Origin of the sequence: Vogesella sp. LIG4, assembly GCF_900090205.1 — a bacterium.
In the GTDB taxonomy this organism is placed as follows: domain Bacteria; phylum Pseudomonadota; class Gammaproteobacteria; order Burkholderiales; family Chromobacteriaceae; genus Vogesella.
On record NZ_LT607802.1, the window covers coordinates 1,188,376 to 1,212,631 of the forward strand.

General features: G+C 64.8%; 27 protein-coding genes and 1 riboswitch. Of the genes, 12 read left to right on the forward strand and 15 right to left on the reverse strand.

Annotated features, from left to right (window positions below):
* Window positions 1–137: 137 nt before the first annotated feature.
* Complete coding sequence (locus PSELUDRAFT_RS05595) at window positions 138–797, forward strand: cupin domain-containing protein (RefSeq protein WP_088965906.1); 660 nt, start codon at window positions 138–140, stop codon at window positions 795–797.
* Between the two features lie 22 nt (window positions 798–819).
* Here the strand turns inward: PSELUDRAFT_RS05595 and PSELUDRAFT_RS05600 are convergent, their stop codons facing one another.
* Window positions 820–1,578 (reverse strand): sulfite exporter TauE/SafE family protein, encoded by a 759-nt coding sequence (locus tag PSELUDRAFT_RS05600; protein WP_088965907.1) that lies wholly within the window; start codon window positions 1,576–1,578, stop codon window positions 820–822.
* Between the two features lie 97 nt (window positions 1,579–1,675).
* Between PSELUDRAFT_RS05600 and PSELUDRAFT_RS05605 the strand changes: the two genes are divergently transcribed.
* Window positions 1,676–2,584 (forward strand): LysR family transcriptional regulator, encoded by a 909-nt coding sequence (locus tag PSELUDRAFT_RS05605; protein WP_088965908.1) that lies wholly within the window; start codon window positions 1,676–1,678, stop codon window positions 2,582–2,584.
* Window positions 2,585–2,626: 42 nt separating this feature from the next.
* Here the strand turns inward: PSELUDRAFT_RS05605 and PSELUDRAFT_RS05610 are convergent, their stop codons facing one another.
* The 6 genes from PSELUDRAFT_RS05610 to thiC all read right to left on the reverse strand — a co-directional run bounded on the left by PSELUDRAFT_RS05610 (window position 2,627) and on the right by thiC (window position 8,818).
* A complete protein-coding gene (locus tag PSELUDRAFT_RS05610) occupies window positions 2,627–3,016 on the reverse strand; it encodes a DUF3224 domain-containing protein (RefSeq protein ID WP_088965909.1) in 390 nt (129 codons plus the stop codon).
* Window positions 3,017–3,054: 38 nt separating this feature from the next.
* A complete protein-coding gene (locus PSELUDRAFT_RS05615; RefSeq protein ID WP_157725025.1) occupies window positions 3,055–3,474 on the reverse strand; it encodes a DUF4019 domain-containing protein in 420 nt (139 codons plus the stop codon).
* A gap of 232 nt (window positions 3,475–3,706) precedes the next feature.
* Complete coding sequence (locus PSELUDRAFT_RS05620; RefSeq protein ID WP_088965911.1) at window positions 3,707–5,692, reverse strand: U32 family peptidase; 1,986 nt, start codon at window positions 5,690–5,692, stop codon at window positions 3,707–3,709.
* 124 nt (window positions 5,693–5,816) lie between these two features.
* Window positions 5,817–6,131 carry a hypothetical protein gene (locus PSELUDRAFT_RS05625; protein ID WP_088965912.1) on the reverse strand — a complete coding sequence of 105 codons (315 nt, stop codon included), beginning with the start codon at window positions 6,129–6,131 and terminating at the stop codon, window positions 5,817–5,819.
* Window positions 6,132–6,312: 181 nt separating this feature from the next.
* Window positions 6,313–6,543 carry a DUF2789 domain-containing protein gene (locus PSELUDRAFT_RS05630; RefSeq protein WP_088965913.1) on the reverse strand — a complete coding sequence of 77 codons (231 nt, stop codon included), beginning with the start codon at window positions 6,541–6,543 and terminating at the stop codon, window positions 6,313–6,315.
* Between the two features lie 370 nt (window positions 6,544–6,913).
* Window positions 6,914–8,818 (reverse strand): phosphomethylpyrimidine synthase ThiC, encoded by a 1,905-nt coding sequence (gene thiC, locus PSELUDRAFT_RS05635; RefSeq protein WP_088965914.1) that lies wholly within the window; start codon window positions 8,816–8,818, stop codon window positions 6,914–6,916.
* A gap of 86 nt (window positions 8,819–8,904) precedes the next feature.
* A riboswitch (TPP riboswitch) is annotated at window positions 8,905–9,042 on the reverse strand.
* A gap of 231 nt (window positions 9,043–9,273) precedes the next feature.
* On the opposite strand from thiC, the gene PSELUDRAFT_RS05640 reads away from it, so the two are divergent.
* Window positions 9,274–9,513, forward strand: a complete 240-nt coding sequence (locus PSELUDRAFT_RS05640) for a DUF3562 domain-containing protein (RefSeq protein ID WP_088965915.1) — start codon at window positions 9,274–9,276, stop codon at window positions 9,511–9,513.
* Between the two features lie 34 nt (window positions 9,514–9,547).
* On the opposite strand, the gene PSELUDRAFT_RS05645 is transcribed toward PSELUDRAFT_RS05640, so the two are convergent.
* Window positions 9,548–9,982, reverse strand: a complete 435-nt coding sequence (locus PSELUDRAFT_RS05645) for a hypothetical protein (protein ID WP_088965916.1) — start codon at window positions 9,980–9,982, stop codon at window positions 9,548–9,550.
* 467 nt (window positions 9,983–10,449) lie between these two features.
* On the opposite strand from PSELUDRAFT_RS05645, the gene PSELUDRAFT_RS05650 reads away from it, so the two are divergent.
* The 3 genes from PSELUDRAFT_RS05650 to ung all read left to right on the forward strand — a co-directional run bounded on the left by PSELUDRAFT_RS05650 (window position 10,450) and on the right by ung (window position 12,325).
* Window positions 10,450–11,109: a protein-L-isoaspartate O-methyltransferase gene (locus PSELUDRAFT_RS05650; RefSeq protein ID WP_088965917.1), complete on the forward strand. Its 660-nt coding sequence runs from the start codon at window positions 10,450–10,452 to the stop codon at window positions 11,107–11,109.
* Between the two features lie 2 nt (window positions 11,110–11,111).
* Entirely contained in the window at window positions 11,112–11,438 is a 327-nt protein-coding gene (locus PSELUDRAFT_RS05655) for a rhodanese-like domain-containing protein (RefSeq protein ID WP_088965918.1), read from the forward strand.
* Between the two features lie 173 nt (window positions 11,439–11,611).
* Window positions 11,612–12,325, forward strand: a complete 714-nt coding sequence (gene ung / locus PSELUDRAFT_RS05660) for a uracil-DNA glycosylase (RefSeq protein WP_088965919.1) — start codon at window positions 11,612–11,614, stop codon at window positions 12,323–12,325.
* 34 nt (window positions 12,326–12,359) lie between these two features.
* Here the strand turns inward: ung and PSELUDRAFT_RS05665 are convergent, their stop codons facing one another.
* Entirely contained in the window at window positions 12,360–12,893 is a 534-nt protein-coding gene (locus PSELUDRAFT_RS05665; protein WP_088965920.1) for a cysteine hydrolase family protein, read from the reverse strand.
* A gap of 286 nt (window positions 12,894–13,179) precedes the next feature.
* On the opposite strand from PSELUDRAFT_RS05665, the gene PSELUDRAFT_RS05670 reads away from it, so the two are divergent.
* Complete coding sequence (locus tag PSELUDRAFT_RS05670) at window positions 13,180–13,926, forward strand: sulfite exporter TauE/SafE family protein (protein ID WP_088965921.1); 747 nt, start codon at window positions 13,180–13,182, stop codon at window positions 13,924–13,926.
* 11 nt (window positions 13,927–13,937) lie between these two features.
* On the opposite strand, the gene speD is transcribed toward PSELUDRAFT_RS05670, so the two are convergent.
* Genes speD through PSELUDRAFT_RS05690 form a run of 5 tightly spaced genes read right to left on the reverse strand, consistent with a single transcriptional unit; the run spans window position 13,938 to window position 17,424 of the window.
* Entirely contained in the window at window positions 13,938–14,330 is a 393-nt protein-coding gene (gene speD / locus PSELUDRAFT_RS05675; RefSeq protein WP_088965922.1) for an adenosylmethionine decarboxylase, read from the reverse strand.
* Window positions 14,327–14,479 carry a hypothetical protein gene (locus PSELUDRAFT_RS19240; protein WP_157725026.1) on the reverse strand — a complete coding sequence of 51 codons (153 nt, stop codon included), beginning with the start codon at window positions 14,477–14,479 and terminating at the stop codon, window positions 14,327–14,329. The genes speD and PSELUDRAFT_RS19240 overlap by 4 nt, the downstream gene beginning before the upstream one ends.
* Window positions 14,476–15,939: a DUF4178 domain-containing protein gene (locus tag PSELUDRAFT_RS05680; protein ID WP_088965923.1), complete on the reverse strand. Its 1,464-nt coding sequence runs from the start codon at window positions 15,937–15,939 to the stop codon at window positions 14,476–14,478. Before PSELUDRAFT_RS05680 ends, PSELUDRAFT_RS19240 begins: the two co-directional genes overlap by 4 nt.
* Before the next feature lie 34 nt (window positions 15,940–15,973).
* Window positions 15,974–16,984, reverse strand: coding sequence for an SPFH domain-containing protein (locus PSELUDRAFT_RS05685; RefSeq protein WP_197693972.1), 1,011 nt, complete (start codon window positions 16,982–16,984; stop codon window positions 15,974–15,976).
* Window positions 16,985–17,022: 38 nt separating this feature from the next.
* Window positions 17,023–17,424, reverse strand: a complete 402-nt coding sequence (locus PSELUDRAFT_RS05690; protein ID WP_088965925.1) for a DUF350 domain-containing protein — start codon at window positions 17,422–17,424, stop codon at window positions 17,023–17,025.
* A gap of 65 nt (window positions 17,425–17,489) precedes the next feature.
* Between PSELUDRAFT_RS05690 and PSELUDRAFT_RS05695 the strand changes: the two genes are divergently transcribed.
* The 3 genes from PSELUDRAFT_RS05695 to PSELUDRAFT_RS05705 all read left to right on the forward strand — a co-directional run bounded on the left by PSELUDRAFT_RS05695 (window position 17,490) and on the right by PSELUDRAFT_RS05705 (window position 21,598).
* Window positions 17,490–19,001: a polyamine aminopropyltransferase gene (locus tag PSELUDRAFT_RS05695; RefSeq protein ID WP_088965926.1), complete on the forward strand. Its 1,512-nt coding sequence runs from the start codon at window positions 17,490–17,492 to the stop codon at window positions 18,999–19,001.
* Window positions 19,001–20,602: an NAD(P)/FAD-dependent oxidoreductase gene (locus PSELUDRAFT_RS05700; protein ID WP_088965927.1), complete on the forward strand. Its 1,602-nt coding sequence runs from the start codon at window positions 19,001–19,003 to the stop codon at window positions 20,600–20,602. Before PSELUDRAFT_RS05695 ends, PSELUDRAFT_RS05700 begins: the two co-directional genes overlap by 1 nt.
* A gap of 90 nt (window positions 20,603–20,692) precedes the next feature.
* Window positions 20,693–21,598 carry a LysR family transcriptional regulator gene (locus PSELUDRAFT_RS05705; RefSeq protein ID WP_088965928.1) on the forward strand — a complete coding sequence of 302 codons (906 nt, stop codon included), beginning with the start codon at window positions 20,693–20,695 and terminating at the stop codon, window positions 21,596–21,598.
* A gap of 54 nt (window positions 21,599–21,652) precedes the next feature.
* On the opposite strand, the gene PSELUDRAFT_RS19570 is transcribed toward PSELUDRAFT_RS05705, so the two are convergent.
* On the reverse strand, window positions 21,653–21,895 hold the full coding sequence (locus tag PSELUDRAFT_RS19570; RefSeq protein WP_162291241.1) for a hypothetical protein: 243 nt from the start codon (window positions 21,893–21,895) through the stop codon (window positions 21,653–21,655).
* On the opposite strand from PSELUDRAFT_RS19570, the gene PSELUDRAFT_RS05710 reads away from it, so the two are divergent.
* On the forward strand, window positions 21,878–23,035 hold the full coding sequence (locus PSELUDRAFT_RS05710; RefSeq protein WP_088965929.1) for an ABC transporter substrate-binding protein: 1,158 nt from the start codon (window positions 21,878–21,880) through the stop codon (window positions 23,033–23,035). The genes PSELUDRAFT_RS19570 and PSELUDRAFT_RS05710 overlap by 18 nt on opposite strands.
* A 197-nt stretch (window positions 23,036–23,232) precedes the next feature.
* Window positions 23,233–24,249, forward strand: coding sequence for an ABC transporter ATP-binding protein (locus PSELUDRAFT_RS05715; protein WP_088965930.1), 1,017 nt, complete (start codon window positions 23,233–23,235; stop codon window positions 24,247–24,249).
* The last annotated feature ends 7 nt before the right edge of the window (window positions 24,250–24,256 follow it).

Sequence of the window (24,256 nt, forward strand, 5' to 3'; positions counted from 1 at the left end):
GGGCCAGGGCAAGGTGCGCGTGCGGTGGTAGCGGGTCAAGCCGCGATGGCTAAACAATGGTGTGCATCGCGGCTGCCGCCGTGGCCGGCTTGGTGCTATGGTGGGCGCCTCGGCCAGGGTTGGCCGCAGGAGAGAGCATGCTGCTACGAGCCGACATGACGCAACGCGCGCTGGTGCTGCCCGGCGACTACCAGTTCGTGGCCTCGCCGTTGCCCGGGGTGCAACGCATGATGCTGGACCGGGTGGGCGGCGAAGTGGCGCGCGCCACCAGCATTGTCGATTACGCCCCCGGCGCCTGTTTTGACGCCCACGATCACGATGGCGGCGAAGAGATACTGGTGCTGTCCGGCGAGTTTGCCGACGAGCACGGCGTGTACCCGGCTGGCAGCTATCTGCGCAACCCGCCGGGCAGCCGCCACGCGCCGTATTCCCGTAGCGGCTGCCGGCTGCTGGTCAAGCTGCGGCAGTTTGCGCCGGACGATGCCGCCACGGTGCGTATCGATACCGCCAGCGCGCCGTGGCAGCCGGGGATGCATCCCGGCGTGCAGTTGCTGCCACTGCATCGGCATGGCGCCGAGCACACCGCGCTGTTGCGCTGGGCGCCCGGCACGCTGTTCCCGCTGCACAGCCACCCCGGTGGTGAAGAGATGCTGGTGCTGCAAGGCGTGCTCTGCGACGAAAACGGCTGCTACCCGGCCGGCAGCTGGCTGCGCAGCCCCTGTGGCAGTGCGCACACGCCGTATACCGGCCACGAGGGCGCTGTGATCTACGTGAAAGCGGGCCACTTGGCGGTGTGATGCGGCAGCCCGGCGCCGCCGCTCAACCCAGCCAGCAGCTCAGGCCGGCGGTCAGCCACAGCATCAGCGCGAACAGCTGACGCAGCCGCGGCTGTGGCAGGCGGTAGGCCAGCGCCACGCCAGGCGACACGGTGAACAGCCCGCCCAGCGCCAGGCACAGCCCCAGCGGCCAGTCCACCGCGCCTGCGCGGCCATAGCTGGCCAGCGCCACCAGAGCCCCCGGCAGTACCAGCGCCAGTGCCAGGCCCTGCGCCTCGGCCTGCGCTTTGCCGAAGCCGCGCACCAGGATGGGCGCCGCCACGATGCCGGCGCCCACGCTGAAGAAACCGGCGCAGGCGCCGCCCACCAGCCCCACGCCGGGCAGGTAGCGGGCGGGCCACGGCTGCTGCGTGGCGCGCTGCGGCCGTGGCCGCGACTCGCGCCAGAAATAGCCGCCCAGCAGCAGCAGAAAGCCGGCAAAGATCTGCCGCAACAGCGTCTTGTCCAGCCCCAGCGCCAGGTGCGCGGCCAGCCAGGTGGCCAGCACCGACAGCGCGCCGATGCGCAGCGCCAGCGACAGCGGGAACGGGCTGCGCTGGCGGTAGCGCCAGAACGCCAGCAGCACATTGGGTACCATCATCACCAGCGCCGTGCCCTGCGCCATGGTCTGATCCAGGCCGTAGGCAGCGCCCAGTAGCGGTATCGCCAGAATGCCGCCGCCGATGCCCAGCAGGCCACCCACCCCGCCCAGTACCGCGCCCAGCAGCAATGCGGCCAACGTTGTCACTGCGCCCAGATGCATGCCTGCTCCCTTTTCATCGTGTGAGCGGGCAGTGTATAGCGGCTATCCGTGGCTATAATTTCGCCATAAACAAGCCATTCTTGATCTGAGCGTAACAATGGACCCGGTCGCCGACCTCGCCTTCTTCAGCCGCCTGATGCAGTGCGGCAGCCTTACCGCCACCGCCCAGCAGCTGGGCATCACTCCGCCTGCCGTCAGCCGGCGGCTGGCTGCGCTGGAGCAGCGGCTGGGTGTGCGCCTGGTCAACCGCACCACGCGCACGCTGGCACTTACCGCGGAGGGCGAACGCTACCTGGCGCGTGGCCGGCCGCTGCTGGCGGAGCTGCTGGAGCTGGAAAACGAGCTGAGCGCCGCCAGTGCCGCACCGCAGGGCCTGCTGCGCGTCAACGCCACGCTGGGCTTTGGCCGCCGCCACATCGCCCCGGCGGTATCGGCCTTCGTGCGCGCCTACCCGCAAGTGCAGGTGCAACTGCAGCTGAGCGACCGCATGCCGGCGCTGAGCGAAGGCAGCTTCGATGTGAGCATCCGCTTTGGCGCGCCGCCGGATGCGCGCATCGTGGCACGGCGCATCGCCGCCAACCGCCGCATCCTGTGCGCATCACCCGCCTACCTGGCGCAGCACCCGGCACCGGCCGAGCCGGCCGACCTGCGCGCGCTGGACTGCATCGTGGTGCGCGAGAACGACGATATCTGGGGCAACTGGGTGCTGCACAACGGCAGCCAGGTGCAAACGGTGAAGGTAGCCGGCCCGCTGTCCAGCAACGATGGCGAAACCGCGGTGCACTGGGCGCTGGACGGCCACGGCGTGCTGCTGCGCTCGCTGTGGGATGTCACGCCCTATCTGCACAGCGGCCGCCTGCGCCAGCTGCTGCCGGCGTGGAGCGGCGCGCCGGCCGACATCTGGGCGCTGTACCCGCCGCGGCTGGGCTTGTCCGCCCGGGTGCGCTGCTTTGTGGATTTCCTGAGCGAGCACTTTGCCGCCGCCGCCAACTGGCAAGGAGCGTAGGCGCGGCTTGGCCTTGCGGCCAACGTTGGCCGCAAGCCAGCGTCAAAGCTGGTAGTCGAAGCGGTAGTGGTGCAGGCCGTCCACGATGTCGATGGCCATGGTGCCGCTGAGCCCGGCCAGCTCGCCGCTGGCCGAATCCGGCACCACCGTCAGCGTCAGGCTCTTCTCGCCGCGCGTCATCACTCCGTTGTGCTGCAGCAGGAAACTGCCCTGCCGCCCCGCCAGGCTGCCCTGCACCTGTTCGATGGCGACGTAGCCGGCAGAACCCGGCGTGGGGGTGATGGCGCTAAGCATCTCGCCACGGCTGCTGCCGCTGAGATCGCCGCTGAATTCCTTCTCGATGGCCAGGCGCCCCAGCTGCATGGCGTCGGTGCCCTGATGAAAAATCACCAGCGGCGTGAGTTTGACGTTGAACGTACCGATTGCCTGCATGCTGCTGTCTCCTGTGGGGGGCGCGGCCCTGCCCGGCCCTAGTTGACAAAGTAGCCGGAAATCCGCCAACTGCCATCCGCTTCTCGCTGTGGTGTTACTGTTTCGATGGCTTCTGCACGGTTATCGAAACGGGCACGGTACTGGATGACCACGTAGTCGCCGGGTGGCGCGCCTGGCAAGGTACGGGCTGGCACGGTGGATTGGAGAGTGCGCGCCTGCAGCTTGCCCAGCGGGCTGCGGGCGCTGTGCAGTGCGTCCAGCCACTGTTGCTGGCTGATGGATGCTTTGAACAACGCGGCGGCCTGCTGCCAGCTGGCGGCAAAGTCGTTGCTGTCGATCAGCGCGAGCCAGGCGCGGGCGGCGGTATCGGCCGCCTCTGTGTCGGGAGTGCTGGCAGCGTGGGCGGCATTGGCGCACAGGCAGCCTGCCAGCAGGGCGGGTAAGAGTCGGCGTTTCATGCGGCGGATTCCGGTGCTGTTGCGCGTGGGAGCGCGGGTGGAGGAAATGGCGCCACCATAACCGAATCCGCTGGCCCGCTCCATTCTGTTGGCATTTTTATTGATGGCGGGTTCGCTACTCACGCCCTACGTGAATAATCGTCTGCAAAGCACAAGGGCAAGCCGTATGGCTTGCCCTTGTCGTTTGCTGCGGGAGAACGGATGCGGCCAACGTTGGCCGCAAGCCATGCCCTTACTGCGGCCGCTGCTTGAAAAAGGTAATCGGTGCGCTGGCCGGGATATCGCTCGGCGGCGCCGATTTCAAGATGTGCTTCTTCATCTTGCCCATCACGTGCATTTCGCACGGGCGGCATTCGAATTTCAGCGTGTAGGTCTCGTCGCCGGTTTTCAGGATCATCGGGTCGGCGCGCACCTGGCCCATCACCCCCTTCACGCCCTTGGCCTGCTTGGGGCACAGGTTGTAGGAGAAGCGCAGGCAGTGCTTGGTGATCATCAGCGAGACCTCGCCCTCTTCCTGGTGCGCTTCGTAGGCCGGCTCGATCACTTCCACGCCGTGCTGCTTGTAGAAATCCCAGGCCAGCGCGTTGTAGACGTTGGCGAGGTAGCTCAGGTTCTGTTCCGGGTAGGCCACGGGCGGTTCCACCGCGGCCTTGCGCGGCTGGCGCGGCCAGGCGGCCACGCGTGCAGCCTCCAGTTTTTCCACCGCTTCGCGGCGCAGGCCGTTGATTACCGAGGCCGGCACAAACCACGGCTGGCTGAGTGTGAGTGCCACATCGTGTGCCTGGAACATGGTATTGCCGAGCTTGGCCACCGCTTCGCGCAGGCTGGCCTCGGCGCGGGCGGCGTCCTTGGCCGGCTCCAGTGCCATGTTGGCCGCAGCGCTGGCGCTGCAGCCGTCGGCGTCGGTCAGGGTCAGCGTCAGGCCGTCCGCGTTGTCGGCCAGCGTGGCCCACACGCCCACGCGACGTTCGGCGGATTTCTTCAGCAGCGCCAGCTCCCAGGCGTGGTCGCGGTTGCGGCTGATGTCGGTGCCGGGCTTGAGGCCGGCCAGCAGCGCCGGGTCGTTGGGTTCGCAGCGCCACAGCAACAGGCCGCCGGGCGCCTTGCCCACCTGTTTCACGGTGTTGAGCTGCATGCCCACCACTTCGCGTTTCTTCATGAAGTTGATGCCGTCGCCGTTGCTCATCTGTTCGCTGGTGGCGATCTCCACCCAGCCCTCGCCCACCTGGTGCACGCTGCCGAGGGCAATGCCGACGAACTTGGGCGAATCGAAGGCGCCGATGTCCTGCTTGCGGCCGGTGGCGAAGTAGTCGGTGGCGCCGCGGTGGAAGGTTTTGTCCGGGTTGGGCGTGAAGAAGATTTCGCTGCTGCCGCTGGCTGCCGGGGCCAGCTCCGGGCGGCGCTCGAAGATTTCGTCCAGTAGCAGGCGGTAGTGGGCGGTGATGTTCTTCACATAGCTCACGTCCTTGTAGCGGCCTTCGATCTTCAGCGAGCGCACGCCGGCGTCCAGCAGCGCTTCCAGGTTGTTGCTCTGGTTGTTGTCCTTCATCGACAGCAGGTGCTTGTCGAAGGCCACCACGCCGCCTTTTTCGTCGGTCAGCGTGTACGGCAGGCGGCAGGCCTGCGAGCAGTCGCCGCGGTTGGCACTGCGGCCGGTGTCGGCATGGCTGATGAAGCACTGGCCGGAGTACGCCACGCACAGCGCGCCGTGGATGAAGTATTCGATGGCGGCCGGGTCGGCGCCTTCGGCCACGGTCTGCGCGATCTTGGCGATCTGCGGAATGGTCAGCTCGCGCGCCAGCACGATCTGGCTGAAGCCGGCATCGGACAGGAAGCGCGCCTTCTCCGGGCTGCGGATGTCGCACTGGGTGGAGGCATGCAGCTGGATCGGCGGCAGATCCATGCGCAGGATGCCCATATCCTGCACGATCAGCGCGTCCACGCCGGCGTCGTACAGTTGCCAGATCAGCTTGCGCGCCGCGTCCAGCTCGGCATCGTGCAGGATGGTGTTGAGGGTGGTGAAGATGCGCGCATGGTAGCGGTGGGCGAATTGCACCAGGGAGGCGATATCTTCCACGCTGTTGCAGGCGTTGTGCCGCGCGCCAAAGCTGGGGCCGCCGATATACACCGCGTCGGCGCCGTGCAGGATGGCCTCGCGGCCGATGTCGGCGTTCTTGGCGGGGGACAGCAGCTCTACCTGGTGCGGCAACAGACTCATGAATACTTCCTGCGGTGGGTGGTGGGGTGAAGGGGCGGAAGTATAGCGGAATCAGTGGCTTAGGTGTAGCCGCCCGCATTGCCGCCGCGAGCGCCGGCGGCAGGCGGACGCCGTGTGGAAAAGATCAGCTCAGCAGGCGGAAGATTTCCCAGTGCTGGGTACCGGAAACCACGTGTGGTTCCAGCTGTCGGCTCCAGGCGGCGTGGGCGTCCAGGGTGGCCAGCTTGGCCCAGGCGGCTTCCAGCTCGGCCAGGCTGCCAACGGTGATTTCGGACTGGATGGTGGATTCCCTGGCGCCGATCGAACCGGTCAGCAGGCGCACGCGGTCTTCGCTCCAGCCTATTTGTGAACCGATTTCCTGTAACCAGTGATGCATCTGCGCCAGCACTTCGGCCTTGTGGCCGAAACGGGCTTCGATACTCCAGCGGGCGATGAACATGGTGGCTACTCCTGTCAGAACAGGGCATGCCGGAAGCGCGCGGTCAGCAGCTGCCGCTGCAGCGCGGAGGCTGTTGGGCGGCCGTGTTGCAAGGTAGCCGGGCCGGCGCACGCGGGGGCGCGTGCGCGCATGCCTGGTGGGTGTAACCCAGCATAGACCATGACCGGGCGGCTGGCTGGCCTCAGCTGCTGAGCAGGTTGGCCAGTGCGTCCACTGCTTCCGCCCACTCGGCGTCTTCGTCCAGCGCCTGCTTCAGGAACGATGACTGCGAGCGGTTCCAGAACGGGGCATCCTCGATGGCGGTTTCGTGCGGCAGCGGGTGGCTGGCGATGAAGGCGCGGATGGCGGGGGGCTCGGCCGGCAGGCCCAGTTGCTGGAACAGGCCCGGCAGATCGTGGTGGCTGGTATCCATGCTGCTCTCCTTTGGCAACGTGTTTTGTTGGTGATGTGACTGTGCAACGATTTGTCTGTGCAGCATAGACTGCAGCAACGGATGTAGCAGCGCAATTGGCATCGCCGGTGAGTAATACGTCGCTGCCGTGTAGCTGGGTGTGAGCAATGCCGCGCCGCCGGCAGCCTGCCCGACTACGGCAAGCTGTGCAGCGATGGCGACCTGAAAAACCTGCACGCCTGCGACTGGTTCCACGCGCTGCTGGAGGAGGTACGCCAGCAGGAATTCAGCCGGCAGTGAGCCGTTGCGCCTTTGGCAAATAAAAAAGGTTGGCCGCAAGCTTGCGGCCAACCTTTTGTTTCATGTGAAACGGTAAATCAGGAACGCGGCATCAGATCTTGTCGTACAGCTTGCCGCCGCCCTGCACGAACTCGATAGCCTTCACTTCCATGCCCTTGTGCAGCGCGTCCTGCTCGCTGATGCCCTGCTTGGCGGCGAATTCGCGCACGTCCTGGGTGATCTTCATCGAACAGAAGTGCGGGCCGCACATGGAGCAGAAGTGCGCCACCTTGGCGCTGTCTTTCGGCAGCGTTTCGTCGTGGAAGTCGCGCGCCTTGTCCGGGTCCAGGCCCAGGTTGAACTGGTCTTCCCAGCGGAACTCGAAGCGCGCCTTGGACAGCGCGTTGTCGCGGATCTGCGCGCCGGGGTGACCCTTGGCGAGATCGGCGGCGTGCGCAGCCAGCTTGTAGGTGATGATGCCTTCCTTCACATCGTTCTTGTTCGGCAGGCCCAGGTGTTCCTTCTGGGTGACGTAGCACAGCATGGCGGTGCCGTACCAGCCGATCTGTGCGGCGCCGATGGCGGAGGTGATGTGGTCGTAGCCCGGTGCGATGTCGGTGGTGAGCGGCCCCAGGGTGTAGAACGGCGCTTCGTGGCACCACTCCAGTTCCTTGTCCATGTTCTCCTTGATCAGCTGCATCGGCACGTGGCCGGGGCCTTCGATCATCACCTGCACGTCGTGCTGCCAGGCGATCTGCGTCAGTTCGCCCAGGGTCTTGAGTTCGCCCAGCTGCGCGGCGTCGTTGGCGTCCCAGGCGGAGCCCGGGCGCAGGCCGTCACCCAGGCTGAAGGCTACGTCGTAGGCCTTCATGATTTCGCAGATTTCCGCAAAGTGGGTGTAGAGGAAGTTTTCCTGGTGATGCGCCAGGCACCACTTGGCCATGATGGAGCCGCCGCGCGACACGATGCCGGTCATACGGTTGGCGGTCATCGGCACGTAGCGCAGCAGTACGCCGGCGTGGATGGTGAAGTAGTCCACGCCCTGCTCGGCCTGTTCGATCAGCGTGTCGCGGAAGATTTCCCAGTTGAGGTCTTCGGCCTTGCCGTTCACCTTTTCCAGCGCCTGGTAGATGGGCACGGTGCCGATGGGTACCGGGGAGTTGCGCAGGATCCACTCGCGGGTTTCGTGGATGTTCTTGCCGGTGGACAGGTCCATGATGGTGTCGGCGCCCCAGCGGATGCCCCAGGTCATCTTGTCCACTTCTTCGCTGATCGACGATGTTACCGCGCTGTTGCCGATGTTGCCGTTGATCTTCACCAGGAAGTTGCGGCCGATGATCATCGGTTCGCTTTCCGGGTGGTTGATGTTGTTGGGGATGATGGCGCGGCCGGCGGCCACTTCCTGGCGCACGAATTCCGCGGTGATGTCTTCCGGCAGCTGGGCGCCGAAGTTCTGGCCGGCGTGCTGGCGGGTCATCAGCTCCAGCAGGCGGTTGTTGCCGGTGGCGTGCAGCGATTCGATATACGCCTTGCGGTTCTGGTTTTCGCGGATGGCGACGAATTCCATTTCCGGGGTGATGATGCCGCGGCGCGCGTAGTGCATCTGGGTAACGTTGGCACCGGCCCTGGCGCGGCGCGGCTTGCGGGTGAGGTCGAAGCGCAGGTCGGCCAGCTTCGGGTCCGCCTCGCGGGCGCGGCCGTATTCGCTGCTCAGGCCGGCCAGCAGCTCGGTGTCGTCACGCTCGGCAATCCAGGCAGCACGCAGTGCCGGCAGGCCGGAGCGGATGTCGATGCTGGCTTGCGGGTCGCTGTACGGGCCGCTGGTGTCGTAGACGTAGATCGGCGGGTTCTGCTCGCCGCCGAACTGGGTGGGGGTGTCGGCCTGGCTGATTTCGCGCATCGGCACGCGAATGTCCGGGCGGCTGCCCTGTACGTGGATCTTGCGGGAGTTCGGCAGCGGCTGGATGGCGGCGGAATCCACCACCATTTGTTCGTTCAGTTTGCTAGGCGCGTTCATCGGGGGGCTCCAGTTGCGATGAAACGGCGCAAGGAGCGACCCGGACAGGCGGGGCGGCACGGGCGAGGCCCGTACGGCATTGGAGTGTCTGGCAGATCACGCTTCCCTACGCCGGGATTATCCGGGTCAGGTTCGAAGGGTAACTCTCACCCACCAGCCTGCCGTTGCGTGCGGGAACTGCTCCCTGGCGCTGTCCGGCAGGGGCAGGACCCCTAGCGACGCAGCGAAGGTAAGTGAATTGCGGTGTGACCGCAAGCGCTTTTTCCTCTGCGCCGTCGCGGCATTCCGCTTTGAAACCAGGTAGTTGCCCGGCATCGGCAGGCGTCTGGCGCCAACCATCATGGGTGATTTGGGCGTGGGGAGGCGGTTGGCGGCAAACCGGGCTGGCGTCTGGCAGGTGTTGTTCTACAGTCAATACTTGTCGGCTGGCCACAGGTGGCCAGGAGGAGGCGGGAATGAACGAGAGTCAGTTGCGGCATGCCATCGAGGATGTTGCCAGCAAGACCGGTGTGCCGGAGGCCGAGGTGCAAAGATGCTTCGAGCAGGCGCTGGGCTCGCTATGCGCCCACGCCCGGGTGCAGGATTACCTGCTGGTGCTGGCCGGGCGGAAGGTACGCGAATCCCTGCGTGCCATGCCCGGCGCGCAGGCAGACGCCGCTCGTGTGGCGCCTGCTGCCCGCCGTTTACAGGGCTGAGCGGCAGTTGGCCGCATTGCCTGATTGTTAATGCCTAGTCGTTCTTGGACGACGGGCGGCCGGTCTTGATGCTTTCCACCTTGGCCAGCATGGTTTTCAGCCGTGCAACAGGCATGGCTTCCAGCGCCAGCAGGCCGGCGCGCAGCAGCTCGCTCTTCTTGATGTTGATGCCGGCATCCAGGCTTTTCTTCTTCAGCTCGGCAATCTTGTCGTAGTCGCTCTTGGGCATGGTGAAGCTGTCGCGCACCACCTTGGTTTTCTTCTTTTTCTTGTCACCGGCAGTGGTGACGGCGGCGGCCTCTACCGGGGCGGCAGCAACGGCTGGCGCCTTGCTTGCCACGGCTTCTGCCGGGGCGGCCTGCTCCGCTGCGGCCGGCTTGCTGCCGGTGCGACGGCGGCTACGGGTAGGGCGGGCGGTTTGCTGGGTGGGAGTAGTGGTCTCGGGCGTGATTGCTGCGGGTTTCTTCATGACGGGCACCGGTGCGCTGATTAAACGAGATATACAGTATATACCGTTATTTACTGCGGAATGCCAATGCAATGCCGGCTGCGGCCGGCTACCGGCATGCAACTTTTCCTCGCCCTGCCCATCCATGCCACTGGTCCGTTCTTCAAGCCCTGCCCCCTAGCCTTTGAGGCAAGAATGCGACATGTGCCTTGGGGGCTTTCTCCGACTCCTGTATGATGACGGCCACTTTGGATAAGTGCGGCCAGCGGCCGCCACTGCGGGCGGTAGCGGTGGCGTGAGGGTGGCACGGTACGGTAGTGGCATTTTTTTGCCAGTGCCTTGATATTGATGGTTTTTCTCCGGCTGCTGCACAGGCAGCATGGTGATGTTTCAGCCCGATGCCGGGCGCCTGCGAAAACCGTATGACATGCCGCGTGCGGTTTTCAGAGTCGTCCTTTTATTTAGTCTTGAATCCCCCGGAGTTTCCGATGAATTTCGAACAAGCCCGTTTCAACATGGTTGAGCAGCAGATCCGTCCGTGGGATGTGCTCGACACCTCCATCCTCGATTTGCTGTTTCACGTGAAACGCGAAGATTTCGTGCCGGAAGACAAGCGCACCCTGGCATTTACCGACGTGCAGCTGCCGCTGGAAAACGGCTGCACCATGCTGGAACCGAAGGTGGAAGCCCGCCTGCTGCAGGACCTGCAGGTGAAAGCCAGCGACAAGGTACTGGAAGTGGGCACCGGCAGCGGCTACATGACCGCACTGCTGGCCGCGGTGAGCCAGCACGTGTACAGCGTGGACCTGGACGCCGAGCAATCCCAGCGCGCTGCGGCCAACCTGAAGACCGCCGGCATCCGCAATGTGACCCTGAGTGTGGGCAACGGCATCGACGGCCTGGCCTCGCAGGCGCCGTTCGACGTGATCTTCCTCGGCGGCTCGGTACCGGTGGTGCCGGAAGCGCTGAAGGCGCAGCTGGCCGTGGGCGGCCGCCTGGCGGTGATCGTGGGCGATGCCCCGGTAATGATCGCCAAGATCATCACCCGCGTGTCGGAAAGCGCCTACCAGGAAAGCGTGAGCTTCGACACCAATATCGCACGCCTGCAGCAGCTGGACGCCATCGAGCCGTCCCGCTTCAGCTTCTGAGCATGGTAGGCGAAATCACTGCCCGCGATCTGGCGGCCTGGCTGGCGGACGACAGTCGTGCCAAGCCGGTGCTGCTGGATGTGCGCGAGGACTGGGAATACGCGCTGTGCCACATCGCCGGCTCGCAGCAGATGGTGATGAACATGGTGCCGCTGCGTCATAACGAGCTGCCGGACGATGTGCCCATCGTTACCATCTGCCACCACGGCGTGCGCAGCTTCCAGGTGGGCCTCTACCTGCAGAACGCCGGCTTCGAGCAGGTGCTGAGCCTGCGTGGCGGCGTGGATGCCTGGGCCAATGAGGTAGACCCGGCGATGGCACGCTACTGAGAACCTGCTTACGATCTGCTGTGCTTCGTGAAACGTTACGCGGTGAGTACGCCTTGTCTCGCTCTAGCTCGCGAGATCGTAAACAGATTCTGCGCCATCCTGCCAAGTCGAAAGCCGTTCCTGCCGGAGCGGCTTTTTTGTTGTTGCCACCGCGTGGCAGAAATCGAGTGAGCATGAGTTACCTATCCCCCGCTATCGAATCCCTGCCCACCGCCTGGCGCGATGTGCTGGCCGCTCCGGCGCTGGCCGCGCAGCTGCAGGCCATCGAGGCGCGTCTTGCCGCCCGCGCCGCTGACGGCGTGGCGATCTATCCGCCGCGCGAGCTGATCTTCAATGCACTGCGCCACGTGGCGCCGCAGGACGTGCGGGTGGTGATCCTGGGGCAGGACCCGTACCACGGTGCCGGCGAGGCCATGGGGCTGAGTTTTTCGGTGCCGGCCGGGGTGAAGATTCCGCCCAGCCTGCGCAATATGTACAAGGAGCTGGCCAGCGACCTGGGCGTCGCCCCGGCCGCCAGCGGCGACCTGTCGCACTGGGCGCGCCAGGGCGTGCTGCTGCTCAACACCTCGCTGACGGTGGAGGCCGACAATGCCGGCAGCCACGGCAAGCTCGGCTGGCAGCAAATCACGGATGCGCTGATCGACGCGGTGAGCGCGCAAAACCCCGGTTGCGTGTTCCTGCTGTGGGGCAACTGGGCGCAGGGCAAGGCCGAGCGCATCGATGCCGGCCGCCACGCGGTGCTGAAGGCGGTGCATCCGTCTCCGCTGTCCGCCAGCCGCGGCTTCTTCGGCTGCCGTCACTTCTCGCAGGCCAATCAATGGTTGGCCGCACGCGGCCGCGGCGAAATCGCCTGGGGCGCGCCGGCTACGCAGGACCGCCTGTTCTAGCGGGCTGCCCTGCTTGCCGGCCTGACTGTCGGCATCAGAACTGGATCTCGCTTGCCGGCTGGATAGAAGCGAAGGCCGCCAGGGTCGCGTTATGGTGGGCCACGATCTGGCTGGCCGGCAGCTGTGGCGTATCCGCGCAGGAATGCGCATCCGCCACCAGCACGCATTGCAGGCCGCGCTCGGCGGCGGCGCGCACGGTGCTGTCCACGCAGTACTGGGTTTTCATGCCGCAGATGATCAGCCGCTGGATGTCATGCTGCGCCAGCAGCGCTGCCAGCTCCGTGCCCTGGAAGCAGCTGGGGCGGGTCTTGTTGAAGATGATGGCGTCGTTTTGTTCGAGCGCCAGCTCCGGCAGCAACTGCCACAGGGGGCTGCCCGCAGCAATGGGGGAATCGGCGGGGCCGGTATGGCGCGCAGCCAGCAGCAGGGTTCCCGTACGGCGTGCCCGGGTGACGAGGCTGCCAATATTGGCCAGCAGCTGTTCGCGCTGCCACGGTTTGTCCGGGGCGTGATACAGGCCGTACTGCATGTCGATGATCAACAGGGCGCTACGAACGGGGGAACTCATGGCTTCTCCTTGGTGATGTGCCCGAACGGGCCGGAGAAGTACACCCCGGCCAGCGCCCGGGGTGGGAAAGTACGGCTACTGCGGCTGTACGTCGCCTTCCCGGCCCCGTTGTCGGGTCGTGGTGGTGGCGGTGGTGTGGCGGGCAGGTGCACTCATGCGTGCATCATGAGTTGGCGCCGCCGGTTTCGTCAATCACGATACCGGCATTGCCGCTACCTGCCGGATGACGGCATGACGGTTTCGCCACTATGCTCGTCGGTTCCACTTCAATAGATTCGATTGTCAGATGAGCTTCTCACTTTCCGCCTGGCTGGTCAGCGCCGTGGCCATCCTGCTCACCGGTGTCGCCAAGGGTGGCTTTGGCGGCGTGTTCGGCGGCATTGCCGTGCCGCTGATGTCGCTGGTGATGCCGCCGGAAGCCGCCGCCGCCCTTACCCTGCCGCTGCTGTGCCTGATGGATCTGTCCAGCGTGAAGCTGTACTGGCGGCGCTGGGACACGCACGAATTGCGGCTGATGCTGTCCGGTGCGCTGCTGGGCATTGGCCTGGGCGCGCTGGCCTTCGGCCTGCTGCCGGCCTGGTCGGTGAAGCTGGTGATCGGCTTGCTGGCGCTGCTATTCGCCGCGCAGCGGCTGTGGCTGCGCTTCTTTCCGGCCACGCCGCGGCAGATGGGGCCGCTGGCCGGGCGCATCGCCGGGCTGTTTGGCGGCCTCACCAGCACGCTGGCGCATGCCGGCGGCCCGCCGGTGCTGGTGTACCTGTTCAGTCGCCCGCTGTCCAAGGAACGCTTCGTCGCCACACTGGCGGTGTTCTTTACCGTGGTGAACCTGGTGAAGCTGCTGCCCTACCTGGCGCTGCATCTGTTTACGGCAACGGTACTCTGGCAGTGCCTGTTGCTGTCACCACTGGTGCCGCTGGGCGTATGGCTGGGCGTGCGCCTGCAGCGCCGCATGCCGGAGCAGGCCTTCTTCAGCAGCGCGGTGGCGCTGCTGGCGCTGTCCGGCGCGCAGCTGGTGTACTCGGCGTTGGTTTGAGTGGTCGTGGATCAAGCTGGGTTGTTTGCTGGCAGAACTGCGCTGTCGTGGTGGCGGGAACGCTGCCCGCGCTGATGCCGGCTGGTTTCGGTTCGCCCCGCCTGCAGCGCTTGATTCAGTACCTGCAAGGCCGCCATGTGCGCGCCGCTGCCGCATAGGAACAGGTCGATGGCGGCATAGCCGTACTCTGGCCAGGTGTGGATGCTGATATGCGATTCGGCCAGCAGCAGTACGCCGGTGACGCCCTGCCCCGCGCCGAAATGATGGAAGTGTCCTGCCAGCACATGGGCTCCCGCCGCACGGGCCGCAGCGTAAAGTGCGTGCTCCACGTGTGAGGCATCGGCGAGAAGGTTGGCCGCACAGTCATACAGGTCGGCCAGCAGGTGTTCGCCCAGGTGGCTCATTTGTGCCCGCCGGAGAAGCCGCCATAGCCGCGGCTGCTACTGCCGCTGCCGCCGCTACGGTAACTGCCTTCATCATCCTGGGCGTAGCTCAGCAAGGTGGTGATGATGATGATCGCCAGGCAGTAGCAGATGAAGGTGAAGTGTTTCATCGGTTATTCAGCGGCGCCCACAATATGCAGGTCGCCATAAACAGAATGATAAAAACAGCACTACTGTCGCTGTTGATCAAGGGCGGCAGATTGATGCACCAGAGCAGGACGCTGGCGCCGGTAGCGATTCGTTGCTGAGTCTCAAGCCGCTTGGCTGGTGATCCGCTAAAGGCTGGCTCCAGCGGTGCTTCATTGCCGAACCAGCGTGCGATGTCGGCATTGCTGATGCGACTGCTGCTGCTCCAGGTGAGCTCCAGCTTGCTTTCTTCGCTGGCCAGCAGCGTCTTGCCGTCGGCACTGGCAAACTCGCTGATGCTGACGCGTTCGCCGACACGTGCCCGCCATGGAAAGGCGCCAGCTGCACAGGCGATCTCGCCATCGTAGATCGGGTAGCGCGGCTCGAAACTTTTTTTACCCCATATCGCGTAGTCCGCCGTGACCTGGTCCACCCAGACATCCATCAGGGTGCCCAAGTACCAGCCGTCGCTGGTTTCTGTCAGCCAGCGGAAGCCTAGCAGGGGTTCGTACAGCAGGTATTCGTTCCAGCTGCTGCTGCGATCCTTTGTGACCACCCAGCCCAGCAGGCCGATGATGGTCCAGGTCTTGCCGTCTATCTTCGCTTCGCTGCCATTGGCCAGGGTGAAACGCTGTCCCAGAGTCTGCAGTGCCTGGTGTTGCCCCAGTACGGTGGCGCGCTCACCCTGGATATCCACTTCGCTGCCGCACGACGGGCAGTTCAGGTGGGTGGCTGTGCCGGCACGGTAGTCGAGGCCCGCGCCGCAGCTGGGGCATTCGAGTTGTTGCACGCTGCCCTTCAGCTTGCCGGTGGCTGTCTGGATCATGCGCTCGTCGCGCAGGCGCTGCATATTGAGCTGTTTCAGCGTCACTGCTTCGCCCAGATACACCTGCGGCACATCCTCGCTGTAGTCCAGGGTCAGGAAGCTGCCACCACTGCGGGCGTCGGCCACCTTGATATCGTAGCCGGGGCCGACGGCAAACGGCAGCTCGCCCTCTCCGGCTACACAGCGGGCCTCGCGAATGTCGCAGAAGGTGTAGTCGCGTTTGTTGTAAGGCCAGGTCTTGCCGGCTCGGAGGTCTGTAAAGCGGGGTGGATTCTGGTACCGCCCCTGCGACTGGGTCAGTACGTACTGGCCGACGGCATCGGCTAGCCAGCCGCTCTCGCCATCGTCGAACAGGATGTGCCATTCGTTCCAGCTGCCGCTGTCGTATTGCAGCTGGATGCGGCCAACCACGGTGAACTGGCGGCCGTGCCAGATGCCGCAACTGGCAATCTGCAGGGGTGAGTAGTCATCCAGTAGCTCGGCCATCTTGCCAAGGTCACGCACGCTATCGGCATCGCGCAGCAGGGTGCTGCGGCAATAGCTGCACACCGCCAGTACCGAACTGGTGGCGTGAAAGCGCACTTCAGCGCCGCAGGCAGGGCAGGCTACGCGGTACATCAGGCAGGGTTGGCCGCAAGCAGGGACATGAGTATTAGCCCACCAGCTTTTTAAGTACGTCCGCCTTGGCAGCGTCGTAGTCGGCCTGGGTAATCAGCCCGGCATCCAGCAAGCCTTTGAGCTGCGCCAGTTTGGCCTGCGGGGTGTCGCCCCCGGCCGCCGTGGGAGCCGCCGTAGTGGCGGCGGGCGACAGACTCTGTTGCAGTGCCTGGCCCATGACCTGCCCCACGCCCACGCCGGTGGACAGGGCTGCGCCCAGGCCAGCCAGGCCGCCTTCGTTCTGTGCGGCCAGCGGAATGCTTTCCGCCGCCTGGTAGCGTGTGTACTGGGCGAGATCGCCTGCCATGCCCATGGCGATGCGCTTGTCGATGGCTTTCTGCAGCTCTTCCGGCAGGGAGATGTTTTCCAGTGCAAAGCTGTCCAGTTCGATACCGTAGCGGGCAAATGCCGGCAACAGGGCCGTCTTGATGGTATCGGCCATCAGCCCCTGATTAGCCGCCATGTCCAGGAACGGTACAGCGCTGTTACCCAGCGTGCTGGCAATGGTGGCCACTACCTGGTCACGCAGCTGTTGCTCCAGTTCATCCACGCTGTAGCTGTCGCGGGTGCCGCTGACTTCGGTGAAGAAGCGCTGCGGGTCGGTCACGCGATAGCTGTAGATACCGAAGGCGCGTAGCCGCACCATGCCGAAATCCTTGTCGCGCAGGGTAATTGCCTGCGGCGTCCCCCACTTGCGACCCAGCTGCAGCCGGGTGCTGAAGAAAATTACATCGGACTTGAAGGGCGAAGCGAACAGCTTGTCCCAGTGCTGCAGATAGGTGAGTACTGGCAGCGTCTGGGTGGTGAGCTTGTACATGCCCGGCCCGAACACATCGGCGATCCGGCCCTCGTTGATGAACACTGCCATCTGCGATTCACGAACCGTCAGGCTGGCCCCGTACTGGATTTCGTTATCCTGCATCGGGTAGCGCCAGGCCAGCACGCCGTCGCTGTCTTCCTGCCATTCCAGGATGTCGATGAACTGCTTGGAGATAAACGAGAACAGGCTCATGCGGCACGCTCCGTGAGGTTGTTGGCGATCGTTCAGGACAGGCTGCCGGCGTTGATCAGCCCGGCGGCCAGCTGGATGCTGCCGGCCAGAATGCCGACGGCGCTGTTGTTGTCCATCAGTGCCTGGGCCAGGTCGCGCAGGCAGCGGGACAGCACGATGTGCACCAAGACCTGCACCAGCATGGCCAGCAGGCCCCACAGTACGAAGCTGGGCAGTGAATTCAAGTGCCAGGCGCTGGAGGCCAGGGTCAGCGAAAACCCCAGCAGCGCACCACCAAAGGACAGCGCGGCCGCCTGATTGTGCCGGCGTATCAGCGCCAGTTCGTCCAGCGGGGTTACCTGGCAATAGAGCCAGCTGAACAGTGCCAGCAACAGTCCGCCGCAGGCGAGGTAGGCAAGATAGGCCAGCAGGGGCGTCAACGGAAACACGAACATGCGGCATCCTCGGCGGGCTTGGGCAATAATGGCGGCCATTCTACCCATATTTCATGAAAGACTGCATGCGCGACCGCTTGCTGATCCTGTCGGTGTTCGTGGTGGCCTCATGTGGCCTTGCCTACGAGCTCATTGCCGGCGCTCTGTCCAGCTATCTGCTGGGTGACTCGGTGCTGCAGTTCTCTTCCATTATTGGCTGCTACCTGTTCGCCATGGGGGCCGGTTCGCATCTGTCGCGTTACGTGAAGGATGAGCGGGTACTCGATACCTTTATCGAGATCGAGCTGCTGGTTGGGGTGCTGGGGGGGCTGTCGGCCAGCGTGCTGTTTGCCGTATTTGCATGGAGTAGCGAATCGTTCCGGCTGGTGCTGTACGCGCTGGTATTCCTTACCGGCTGCATGGTGGGGATGGAGATTCCGCTGGTGATGCGCGCCCTCAACCAGCGTCGGCAGAGCTTTGCCGAGCTGGTCAGCCGGGTGCTGACTTTCGATTACCTGGGCGCGCTGGCCGTGTCGCTGCTGTTTCCGCTGGTGCTGGCACCCAGGCTGGGTCTGACGCGCTCGGCGTTGCTGTTCGGCATCGGCAATGTGCTGGTGGCACTGTGGACCTGCCGTGTGTTCCGCACCGAGCTGTTGCGGCCAACCCGGCAGTACCTGCGTAGCCTGGTGGTACTGCTGTTGCTGGGGGGCTCCTTCCTTGGATCGGATGTGCTGACGCGCTGGAATGAGCGGGCAATCTATGGTGACGAAATCATCCATGCCGTCACCACGCCTTACCAGCGGCTGGTCATCACGCGCTGGAAGGACGATATGCGCTTGTACATCAACGGCAACCTGCAGTTCTCCAGCCGTGACGAGCACCGTTACCACGAGGCGTTGGTGCACCCGGTGCTGGCGAATCTGCCCTGGGCGCGCAATGTGCTGATCCTGGGCGGTGGCGATGGTCTGGCCGCGCGTGAGGTGCTGAAATACCGGCAGGTTCAGCGCGTGGTGCTGGTGGATCTGGACCCGGCAATGACGCAGCTGTTCTCCACGTCGGCGCCACTGGTGGCGCTCAATGGCGGCTCCTTGCGCAACCCGAGGCTGCAGGTGGTGAATGCCGATGCCGCCCGCTGGCTGGAACAGCATGGCGACGTGTTCGATGCGATCATCGCTGACTTTCCCGACCCGTCCAGCTTTGCCCTGGGCAAACTGTACTCGGTACCGATGTACCGGCTGCTGGCACGACATCTGGCGGAACATGGCCTGGCGGTTGTGCAATCCACCTCTCCCTACCACGCGCCGCGATCTTTCTGGAGTATCGATGCCACGCTAAAGGCCGCCGGCTTCAGTACCACGCCCTACCATGCCTATGTGCCGTCGTTCGGGGAGTGGGGCTTCATCCTGGCGGCCAAGCATCCCGGCTACCAGCCGCCACAGACATATCGTGTGGCGCTGCGCTTCCTGGATCGCGAAAGCACGCGACAGATGTTCTTCTTTCCCCCGGACATGCGGCCTTGGAAGGTTTTGCCCAACAAACTCAATGACCAGCAGCTGGTGCATTACTTCGAGCAGGACTGGTCGCTGGTGATCCGCTGATGCGACGGCGCGATTTTCTGCAGCGGGCAGCCATGCTGGCCGGCCTGCCACTGGCAACGGCCTGCCAGCGCATACTGTCCTTCGGCCTGCCGCTGGAGGTGAGTCGGCCTGGGATGGCGCAGGGGCACCGTTTGCGGGATGCGCAGGTGTTGCCCTCTCCGCGTGCCACGCGCCAGACTGGCGTAGTCATCGTGGGCAGCGGTGCGGCGGGGCTGTTTGCCGCCTGGCGCTTGCGGCGCGCAGGCTTCAACGATTTTGTGGTACTCAACGGCCCGGAACCGGATGGCAATGCGGCGGGTGGTCGCTTCGACAGCTGGGCATACCCGACCGGTGCACATTACCTGCCGCTGCCGTCGCGGGAGTCGGTACACGTGCGCGAGCTGCTGGCCGAGATGGGCGTGATCGAAGATGCCCCGTTCAGCGAGCGGCCACGCTTTGATGAACGCGTGCTGGTGCACGCGCCGGATGAGCGGCTGTGGCGTGATGGCCAGTGGCAGTATGGCCTGATGCCACAGGGAATGGGGCGGGACGAGGCGGCACAGCAGCAACGGTTCCTGCTTCACGTGGAACAATTGCGGCAGCAGCATGGGCGAGACGGACGGCGGGTGTTCGCTGTACCGCTGGTGTTGTCGTCGCAGGATCCGCAGTGGCGCAAGCTGGATTGCAGCAGCTTTGCGCAGTGGCTGGCCGCCAATGGTTACACTGCGCCGGGGCTGCTGTGGTACCTGGATTATTGCTGCCGTGATGATTATGGCAGCGGCCTGGCGCATACCTCGGCGTGGGCTGGTCTGCATTACTTTGCCGCCCGTGATGGCCATGCGGCCAACGCGGAGGATGGTGCGGTGCTGACCTGGCCGGATGGACTGAGCGCCGTGATGCGGTATATGCGGCGCAGGATCGGTGGCGAGGCGTTGCTGGATGGTGCGGCCTGGCGCATCCAGCGCCAGGGGCGGTGGCAGCAAGTGGATTATCTGGATGCCGGCGGTAGCCAGCGCCTGCTGGCACGACAGGTGATCATCGCCACGCCTTTGCATGTGGCCTGGCATCTGCTGCCGGAGATGGCCGCCATGGGGTTCGCCCGCGAACATCTGCCGCCACGGGCTCCCTGGCTGGTGGGCAACGTGCTGTTGCAGCGCTTTCCGCGCGAGCCGGCAAACCAGTCTCTGGCCTGGGACAACGTGGTTTTTGGCAGCCGGAGCCTGGGCTACGTGGTGTCGACCAATCAGTTGATCGGCGTTGCCAAGCCGGAGCGTACGGTATTCACCTGCTATCACGCGTTTGCGGACGGGGATGTCGCCGCCACGCGCCAGAACTTGCGGACACTTGGCGACGAGGCACTGTTCGATATCGCCAGCCGGGATATCTACACCGTCTATGGCTCCCGCTTGCGGCGCGATATGTTGGCCGCACGCCTGACTGTGCGCGCCCATGCCATGGCCAGCCCTTCCCCCGGCTTTCTGGGCAATGCCGGGCTGTCTGCATTGCGCGCGGCGGACGATGGTGTGCTGTTCGCCCATTCCGATCTGAGCGGCTTGTCGCTGTTCGAGGAGGCCTGCTGGTGGGGGGAGCAGGCTGCGCACAAGGTGCTGGCGCGCGGCTAGTACAACGTGCCTGCCCGCTCATCGTCTGGGGGGCATGGTGTAAAGTGCAGCCCAAGGCGGGCGACACCGCCGTTGTCTACAGGGGGAAACGTGGCCATCACGCTGAAGAATGTGCGCTATTTCGTGGCGGTAGCCGAGGCGGAGTCGATCTCCGGCGCGGTGCAGGATCTCAACGTATCGCAATCGGTGGTTACCGAGGCGATACGCGCGCTGGAGGCGGACCTTGGCGCCACGCTGTTCCAGCGCCACGCGCGCGGCATGATTCTCACCCACGCCGGCTACCAGTTCCTGCGCCATGCGCACCAGATCCTGGCCTCGGTGCGCAATGCACGCGAGGCGATGCGTGCGCGGCCGGACACCGTTACCGGCCAGCTCAATATCGGCGTCACCAGCCTGGTGTGCGGCTACTTCCTGCCTTATCTGCTGGACCGCTTCCGCAATACCTTTCCGCTGGTGGACATCCGCGTGGTGGAAGACCAGCGCGAATACATCGAGCACCTGCTGGTGAACGGCGAGCTGGATGTGGGGGTGCTGATCGTCTCCAACCTGGAAAACCGCCAGGCACTGGAGGCGGAAACGCTGCTGGAATCCGCCTATCGGCTGTGGCTGCCGGTGAACCACCCGCTGCTGGAGCTGGGCACGGTGGCGGTGGCGGAAATGGCGCAGCAGCCGCTGGTGACGCTGAAGCTGGACGAGCTGGAGGACGTGGCCACCGCCTTGTGGCGCAGCCAGGGCTTGCGGCCAACGGTGGCGGTGCGCACCAGCTCGGTGGAGGGCCTGCGTAGCCTGGTGGCCACCGGCGCCGGCCTGGCGGTGATGCCGGACCTGCTGTACCGGCCGTGGTCGCTGGATGGCGACCGGTTGGAAGTGCGGCAGCTGCTGGAAAAGACGCCGTCGCTGCAGGTGGGCCTGGCTTGGCGCCGCGGCGCCAAAGTGGCGGAAACGGCACAGAACTTTCTGACCGTGGCGCGCGAGTACACGCGCAGCCATGCCTGATGCGCGCAATCTGCGTTCTATTTTTTCTATAGCTGATTATAGCCAATCTGTTTTTCAGATATTTAGCGCCGCACTCGCGGCGTTTTTGTTATGGCAGCGAAAAAATTGGCGCTGCAGCGCACAAAAGTAGCGGAAAATGCCAATGCAGGCATTGAGCGTGCGGTTTTTCCGATAGGTAGTATTGGGCAAGTTACCTTGGTAGTGCCAAAACGCGGTTCCTAGAATGCAGCACATCATTCGAGACGCAATCAATGCGCCGATCTGCAAAGGAGAACTGTGATGAAGCATCGCCTGCATGCCCTGGCCTGCGCCGCCGTCTGTAGCAGCATGGTCGCTACCCCGCTGATGGCCGCTCCGCCGACCTCGCTGGGCAAGCCGGAAGGCAAACTCAACATCATCGCGTGGCCGGGTTATATCGAGCGCGGCGAGACCGACAAGAACTACGACTGGGTAACCCAGTTCGAGAAGAACACCGGCTGCCAGGTCAGCGTGAAAACCGCCGCCACCTCCGACGAGATGGTGTCGCTGATGAACTCGCCCAACTACGACCTGGTCACCGCTTCCGGCGATGCCTCGCTGCGCCTGATCTACGGCAAGAAGGTGCAGGAGATCAACCCGAACCTGATTCCCAGCTGGAGCACGCTGGACCCGCGGGTGAAGAACGGCAACTGGTACACCGTGGGCGGCAAGGTGTACGGCACGCCGTACCAGTGGGGCGCCAACTTCCTGATGTACAACAGCAAGGTATTCACCACTGCGCCTACCAGCTGGTCGGTGGTGTTCGAGCCGGGCAAGCTGCCCAACGGCCAGCCCAACAAGGGCAAGGTGCAGGCTTACGACGGCGCCATCTACATGGCAGACGCCGCGCTGTACCTGATGAGCAAGAACCCCAAGCTGGGCATCAAGGACCCGTACGAGCTGAACGAGGCGCAGTACCAGGAAGTGCTCAAGCTGCTGCGCCAGCAGAAGCAGCTCACCCACCGCTACTGGCATGACGTTACCGTGCAGATGAACGACTTCAAGAAAGAAGGCGTGGTGGCATCCAGTGCCTGGGGCTACACCATCAACAGCCTGCAGGGCGAGAAATTCCCGGTGGAAGGCGTGATTCCGAAGGAAGGCGCCACCGGTTGGGCCGACACCACCATGCTGCATGCGCAGGCTCAGCACCCGGTGTGCGCCTACAAGTGGATGGAATGGTCGCTGAACAAGAACCTGCAGTCGGGCCTGGCCGAGTGGTTCGGCTCCAACCCGGTAGTGGCCGACGCCTGCAAGACCAAGGCACCGGGCGGCAGCGATTTCTGCAAGAGCAACGGCTTTGACCGCTTCGCGCAGATCCGCTTCTGGAAGACCCCGATCGCCACCTGCAAGTCGCAAGGCAGCTGCGTACCTTACAGCCGCTGGACGTCCGACTTCATCGCCATCATGGGTGGCCGTTAAGGCGGGCCGCTGCCACAGGGTTGGCCGCAGCAGGCCGGGTGGATGCCCGCCCGCCTGCCCCGCGCCGGCCTGACGTTTCAACCGAGCGCCGCCATGTCCCTCCTGGGGGGGCGGGGTGTGGCGGTTGCTCACCCGCAGTATGGCCTGTCATTTGGTCAGGCCGCTTTGCGCGCTGTTGCCGCGCATCGGAGTACATCATGTCCATTGCCGTCCAGTTCCAGAATGTCAGCCGCCACTACGACAGCGTACGCGCCGTTGACGACATCAACCTCGATATTGCCGAGGGCGAATTCTTCTCCATGCTGGGCCCGTCCGGCTCCGGCAAAACCACCAGCCTGCGCCTGATCGCCGGCTTCGAGCAGCCCAGCCAGGGCTCCATCCGCATCTTCGGCCAGGAAGCCGCCGGGCTGCCGCCCAATCTGCGCGCGGTCAATACCGTGTTCCAGGATTACGCGCTGTTCCCGCACATGAACGTGCTGGACAACGTGGCCTACGGTCTGATGATCAAGGGCGTGGGCAAGGACGAGCGCTACCGCCGCGCCGAGGAAATGCTGGAGATGGTCAAGCTGGGCCAGTACGGCACCCGCCGCCCGGCGGCACTGTCCGGCGGTCAGCGCCAGCGTGTGGCGCTGGCGCGGGCGCTGATCCTGCAGCCGCGCGTGCTGCTGCTGGACGAGCCGCTGGGCGCGCTCGACCTCAAGCTGCGCGAGGCGATGCAGACCGAGTTGAAGGCGCTGCAGCGCCGCCTCGGCATCACCTTCATCTATGTCACCCACGACCAGGGCGAGGCGATGTCGATGTCCGACCGCGTGGCGGTGTTCAACAAGGGGCGCATCGAGCAGGTGGCGGCGCCGCAGCAGCTGTACAACCAGCCGGCCACGGCCTTCGTGGCGGATTTCGTCGGTGCGGCCAACGTATTCGATGGCGAGCTGGCCGGCACGCTGGTTGGCCATGCGCAGGCCTTCGCCGTGCGCCCGGAGCGCATCCGCCTGGCCGGCCAGCTGGCCGATGCCGACGCGGTGCGCGTGCCCGGCAAGCTGCTGGATATCCAGTACCTGGGCGCGGTAAGCCGCTACGAGGTGGAAGTGTTCGGCCAGAAAGTGCTGAGCATGGTGCTGCCCAACGAGCACGGCCATGTCGAGCCGCAGGCCGCCATCGGCGGCGCCATCACCGTGGCCTGGCCGCGCCAGGCCATGCTGCCGCTGGCCGGTTGAGGGGGAA

Bases quoted from the DNA above. Each gene is read 5' to 3' on its own strand.
- PSELUDRAFT_RS05620 (WP_088965911.1), bottom strand. From the start codon at position 5,692: ATGAGTCTGTTGCCGCACCAGGTAGAGCTGCTGTCCCCCGCCAAGAAC.
- PSELUDRAFT_RS05670 (WP_088965921.1), top strand. From the start codon at position 13,180: ATGAGCTTCTCACTTTCCGCCTGGCTGGTCAGCGCCGTGGCCATCCTG.
- PSELUDRAFT_RS05680 (WP_088965923.1), bottom strand. From the start codon at position 15,939: ATGTACCGCGTAGCCTGCCCTGCCTGCGGCGCTGAAGTGCGCTTTCAC.
- PSELUDRAFT_RS05645 (WP_088965916.1), bottom strand. From the start codon at position 9,982: ATGAAGAAACCCGCAGCAATCACGCCCGAGACCACTACTCCCACCCAG.
- PSELUDRAFT_RS05600 (WP_088965907.1), bottom strand. From the start codon at position 1,578: ATGCATCTGGGCGCAGTGACAACGTTGGCCGCATTGCTGCTGGGCGCG.
- PSELUDRAFT_RS05655 (WP_088965918.1), top strand. From the start codon at position 11,112: ATGGTAGGCGAAATCACTGCCCGCGATCTGGCGGCCTGGCTGGCGGAC.
- PSELUDRAFT_RS05715 (WP_088965930.1), top strand. From the start codon at position 23,233: ATGTCCATTGCCGTCCAGTTCCAGAATGTCAGCCGCCACTACGACAGC.
- PSELUDRAFT_RS05640 (WP_088965915.1), top strand. From the start codon at position 9,274: ATGAACGAGAGTCAGTTGCGGCATGCCATCGAGGATGTTGCCAGCAAG.
- PSELUDRAFT_RS05610 (WP_088965909.1), bottom strand. From the start codon at position 3,016: ATGCAGGCAATCGGTACGTTCAACGTCAAACTCACGCCGCTGGTGATT.
- PSELUDRAFT_RS19240 (WP_157725026.1), bottom strand. From the start codon at position 14,479: ATGAAACACTTCACCTTCATCTGCTACTGCCTGGCGATCATCATCATC.
- PSELUDRAFT_RS05695 (WP_088965926.1), top strand. From the start codon at position 17,490: ATGCGCGACCGCTTGCTGATCCTGTCGGTGTTCGTGGTGGCCTCATGT.
- PSELUDRAFT_RS05665 (WP_088965920.1), bottom strand. From the start codon at position 12,893: ATGAGTTCCCCCGTTCGTAGCGCCCTGTTGATCATCGACATGCAGTAC.
- PSELUDRAFT_RS19570 (WP_162291241.1), bottom strand. From the start codon at position 21,895: ATGCAGGCGATGCTTCATCACAGTTCTCCTTTGCAGATCGGCGCATTG.
- PSELUDRAFT_RS05595 (WP_088965906.1), top strand. From the start codon at position 138: ATGCTGCTACGAGCCGACATGACGCAACGCGCGCTGGTGCTGCCCGGC.
- PSELUDRAFT_RS05625 (WP_088965912.1), bottom strand. From the start codon at position 6,131: ATGTTCATCGCCCGCTGGAGTATCGAAGCCCGTTTCGGCCACAAGGCC.
- PSELUDRAFT_RS05690 (WP_088965925.1), bottom strand. From the start codon at position 17,424: ATGTTCGTGTTTCCGTTGACGCCCCTGCTGGCCTATCTTGCCTACCTC.
- PSELUDRAFT_RS05630 (WP_088965913.1), bottom strand. From the start codon at position 6,543: ATGGATACCAGCCACCACGATCTGCCGGGCCTGTTCCAGCAACTGGGC.
- PSELUDRAFT_RS05700 (WP_088965927.1), top strand. From the start codon at position 19,001: ATGCGACGGCGCGATTTTCTGCAGCGGGCAGCCATGCTGGCCGGCCTG.
- thiC (WP_088965914.1), bottom strand. From the start codon at position 8,818: ATGAACGCGCCTAGCAAACTGAACGAACAAATGGTGGTGGATTCCGCC.
- PSELUDRAFT_RS05615 (WP_157725025.1), bottom strand. From the start codon at position 3,474: ATGAAACGCCGACTCTTACCCGCCCTGCTGGCAGGCTGCCTGTGCGCC.
- PSELUDRAFT_RS05605 (WP_088965908.1), top strand. From the start codon at position 1,676: ATGGACCCGGTCGCCGACCTCGCCTTCTTCAGCCGCCTGATGCAGTGC.
- speD (WP_088965922.1), bottom strand. From the start codon at position 14,330: ATGAGCCACCTGGGCGAACACCTGCTGGCCGACCTGTATGACTGTGCG.
- PSELUDRAFT_RS05650 (WP_088965917.1), top strand. From the start codon at position 10,450: ATGAATTTCGAACAAGCCCGTTTCAACATGGTTGAGCAGCAGATCCGT.
- ung (WP_088965919.1), top strand. From the start codon at position 11,612: ATGAGTTACCTATCCCCCGCTATCGAATCCCTGCCCACCGCCTGGCGC.
- PSELUDRAFT_RS05710 (WP_088965929.1), top strand. From the start codon at position 21,878: ATGAAGCATCGCCTGCATGCCCTGGCCTGCGCCGCCGTCTGTAGCAGC.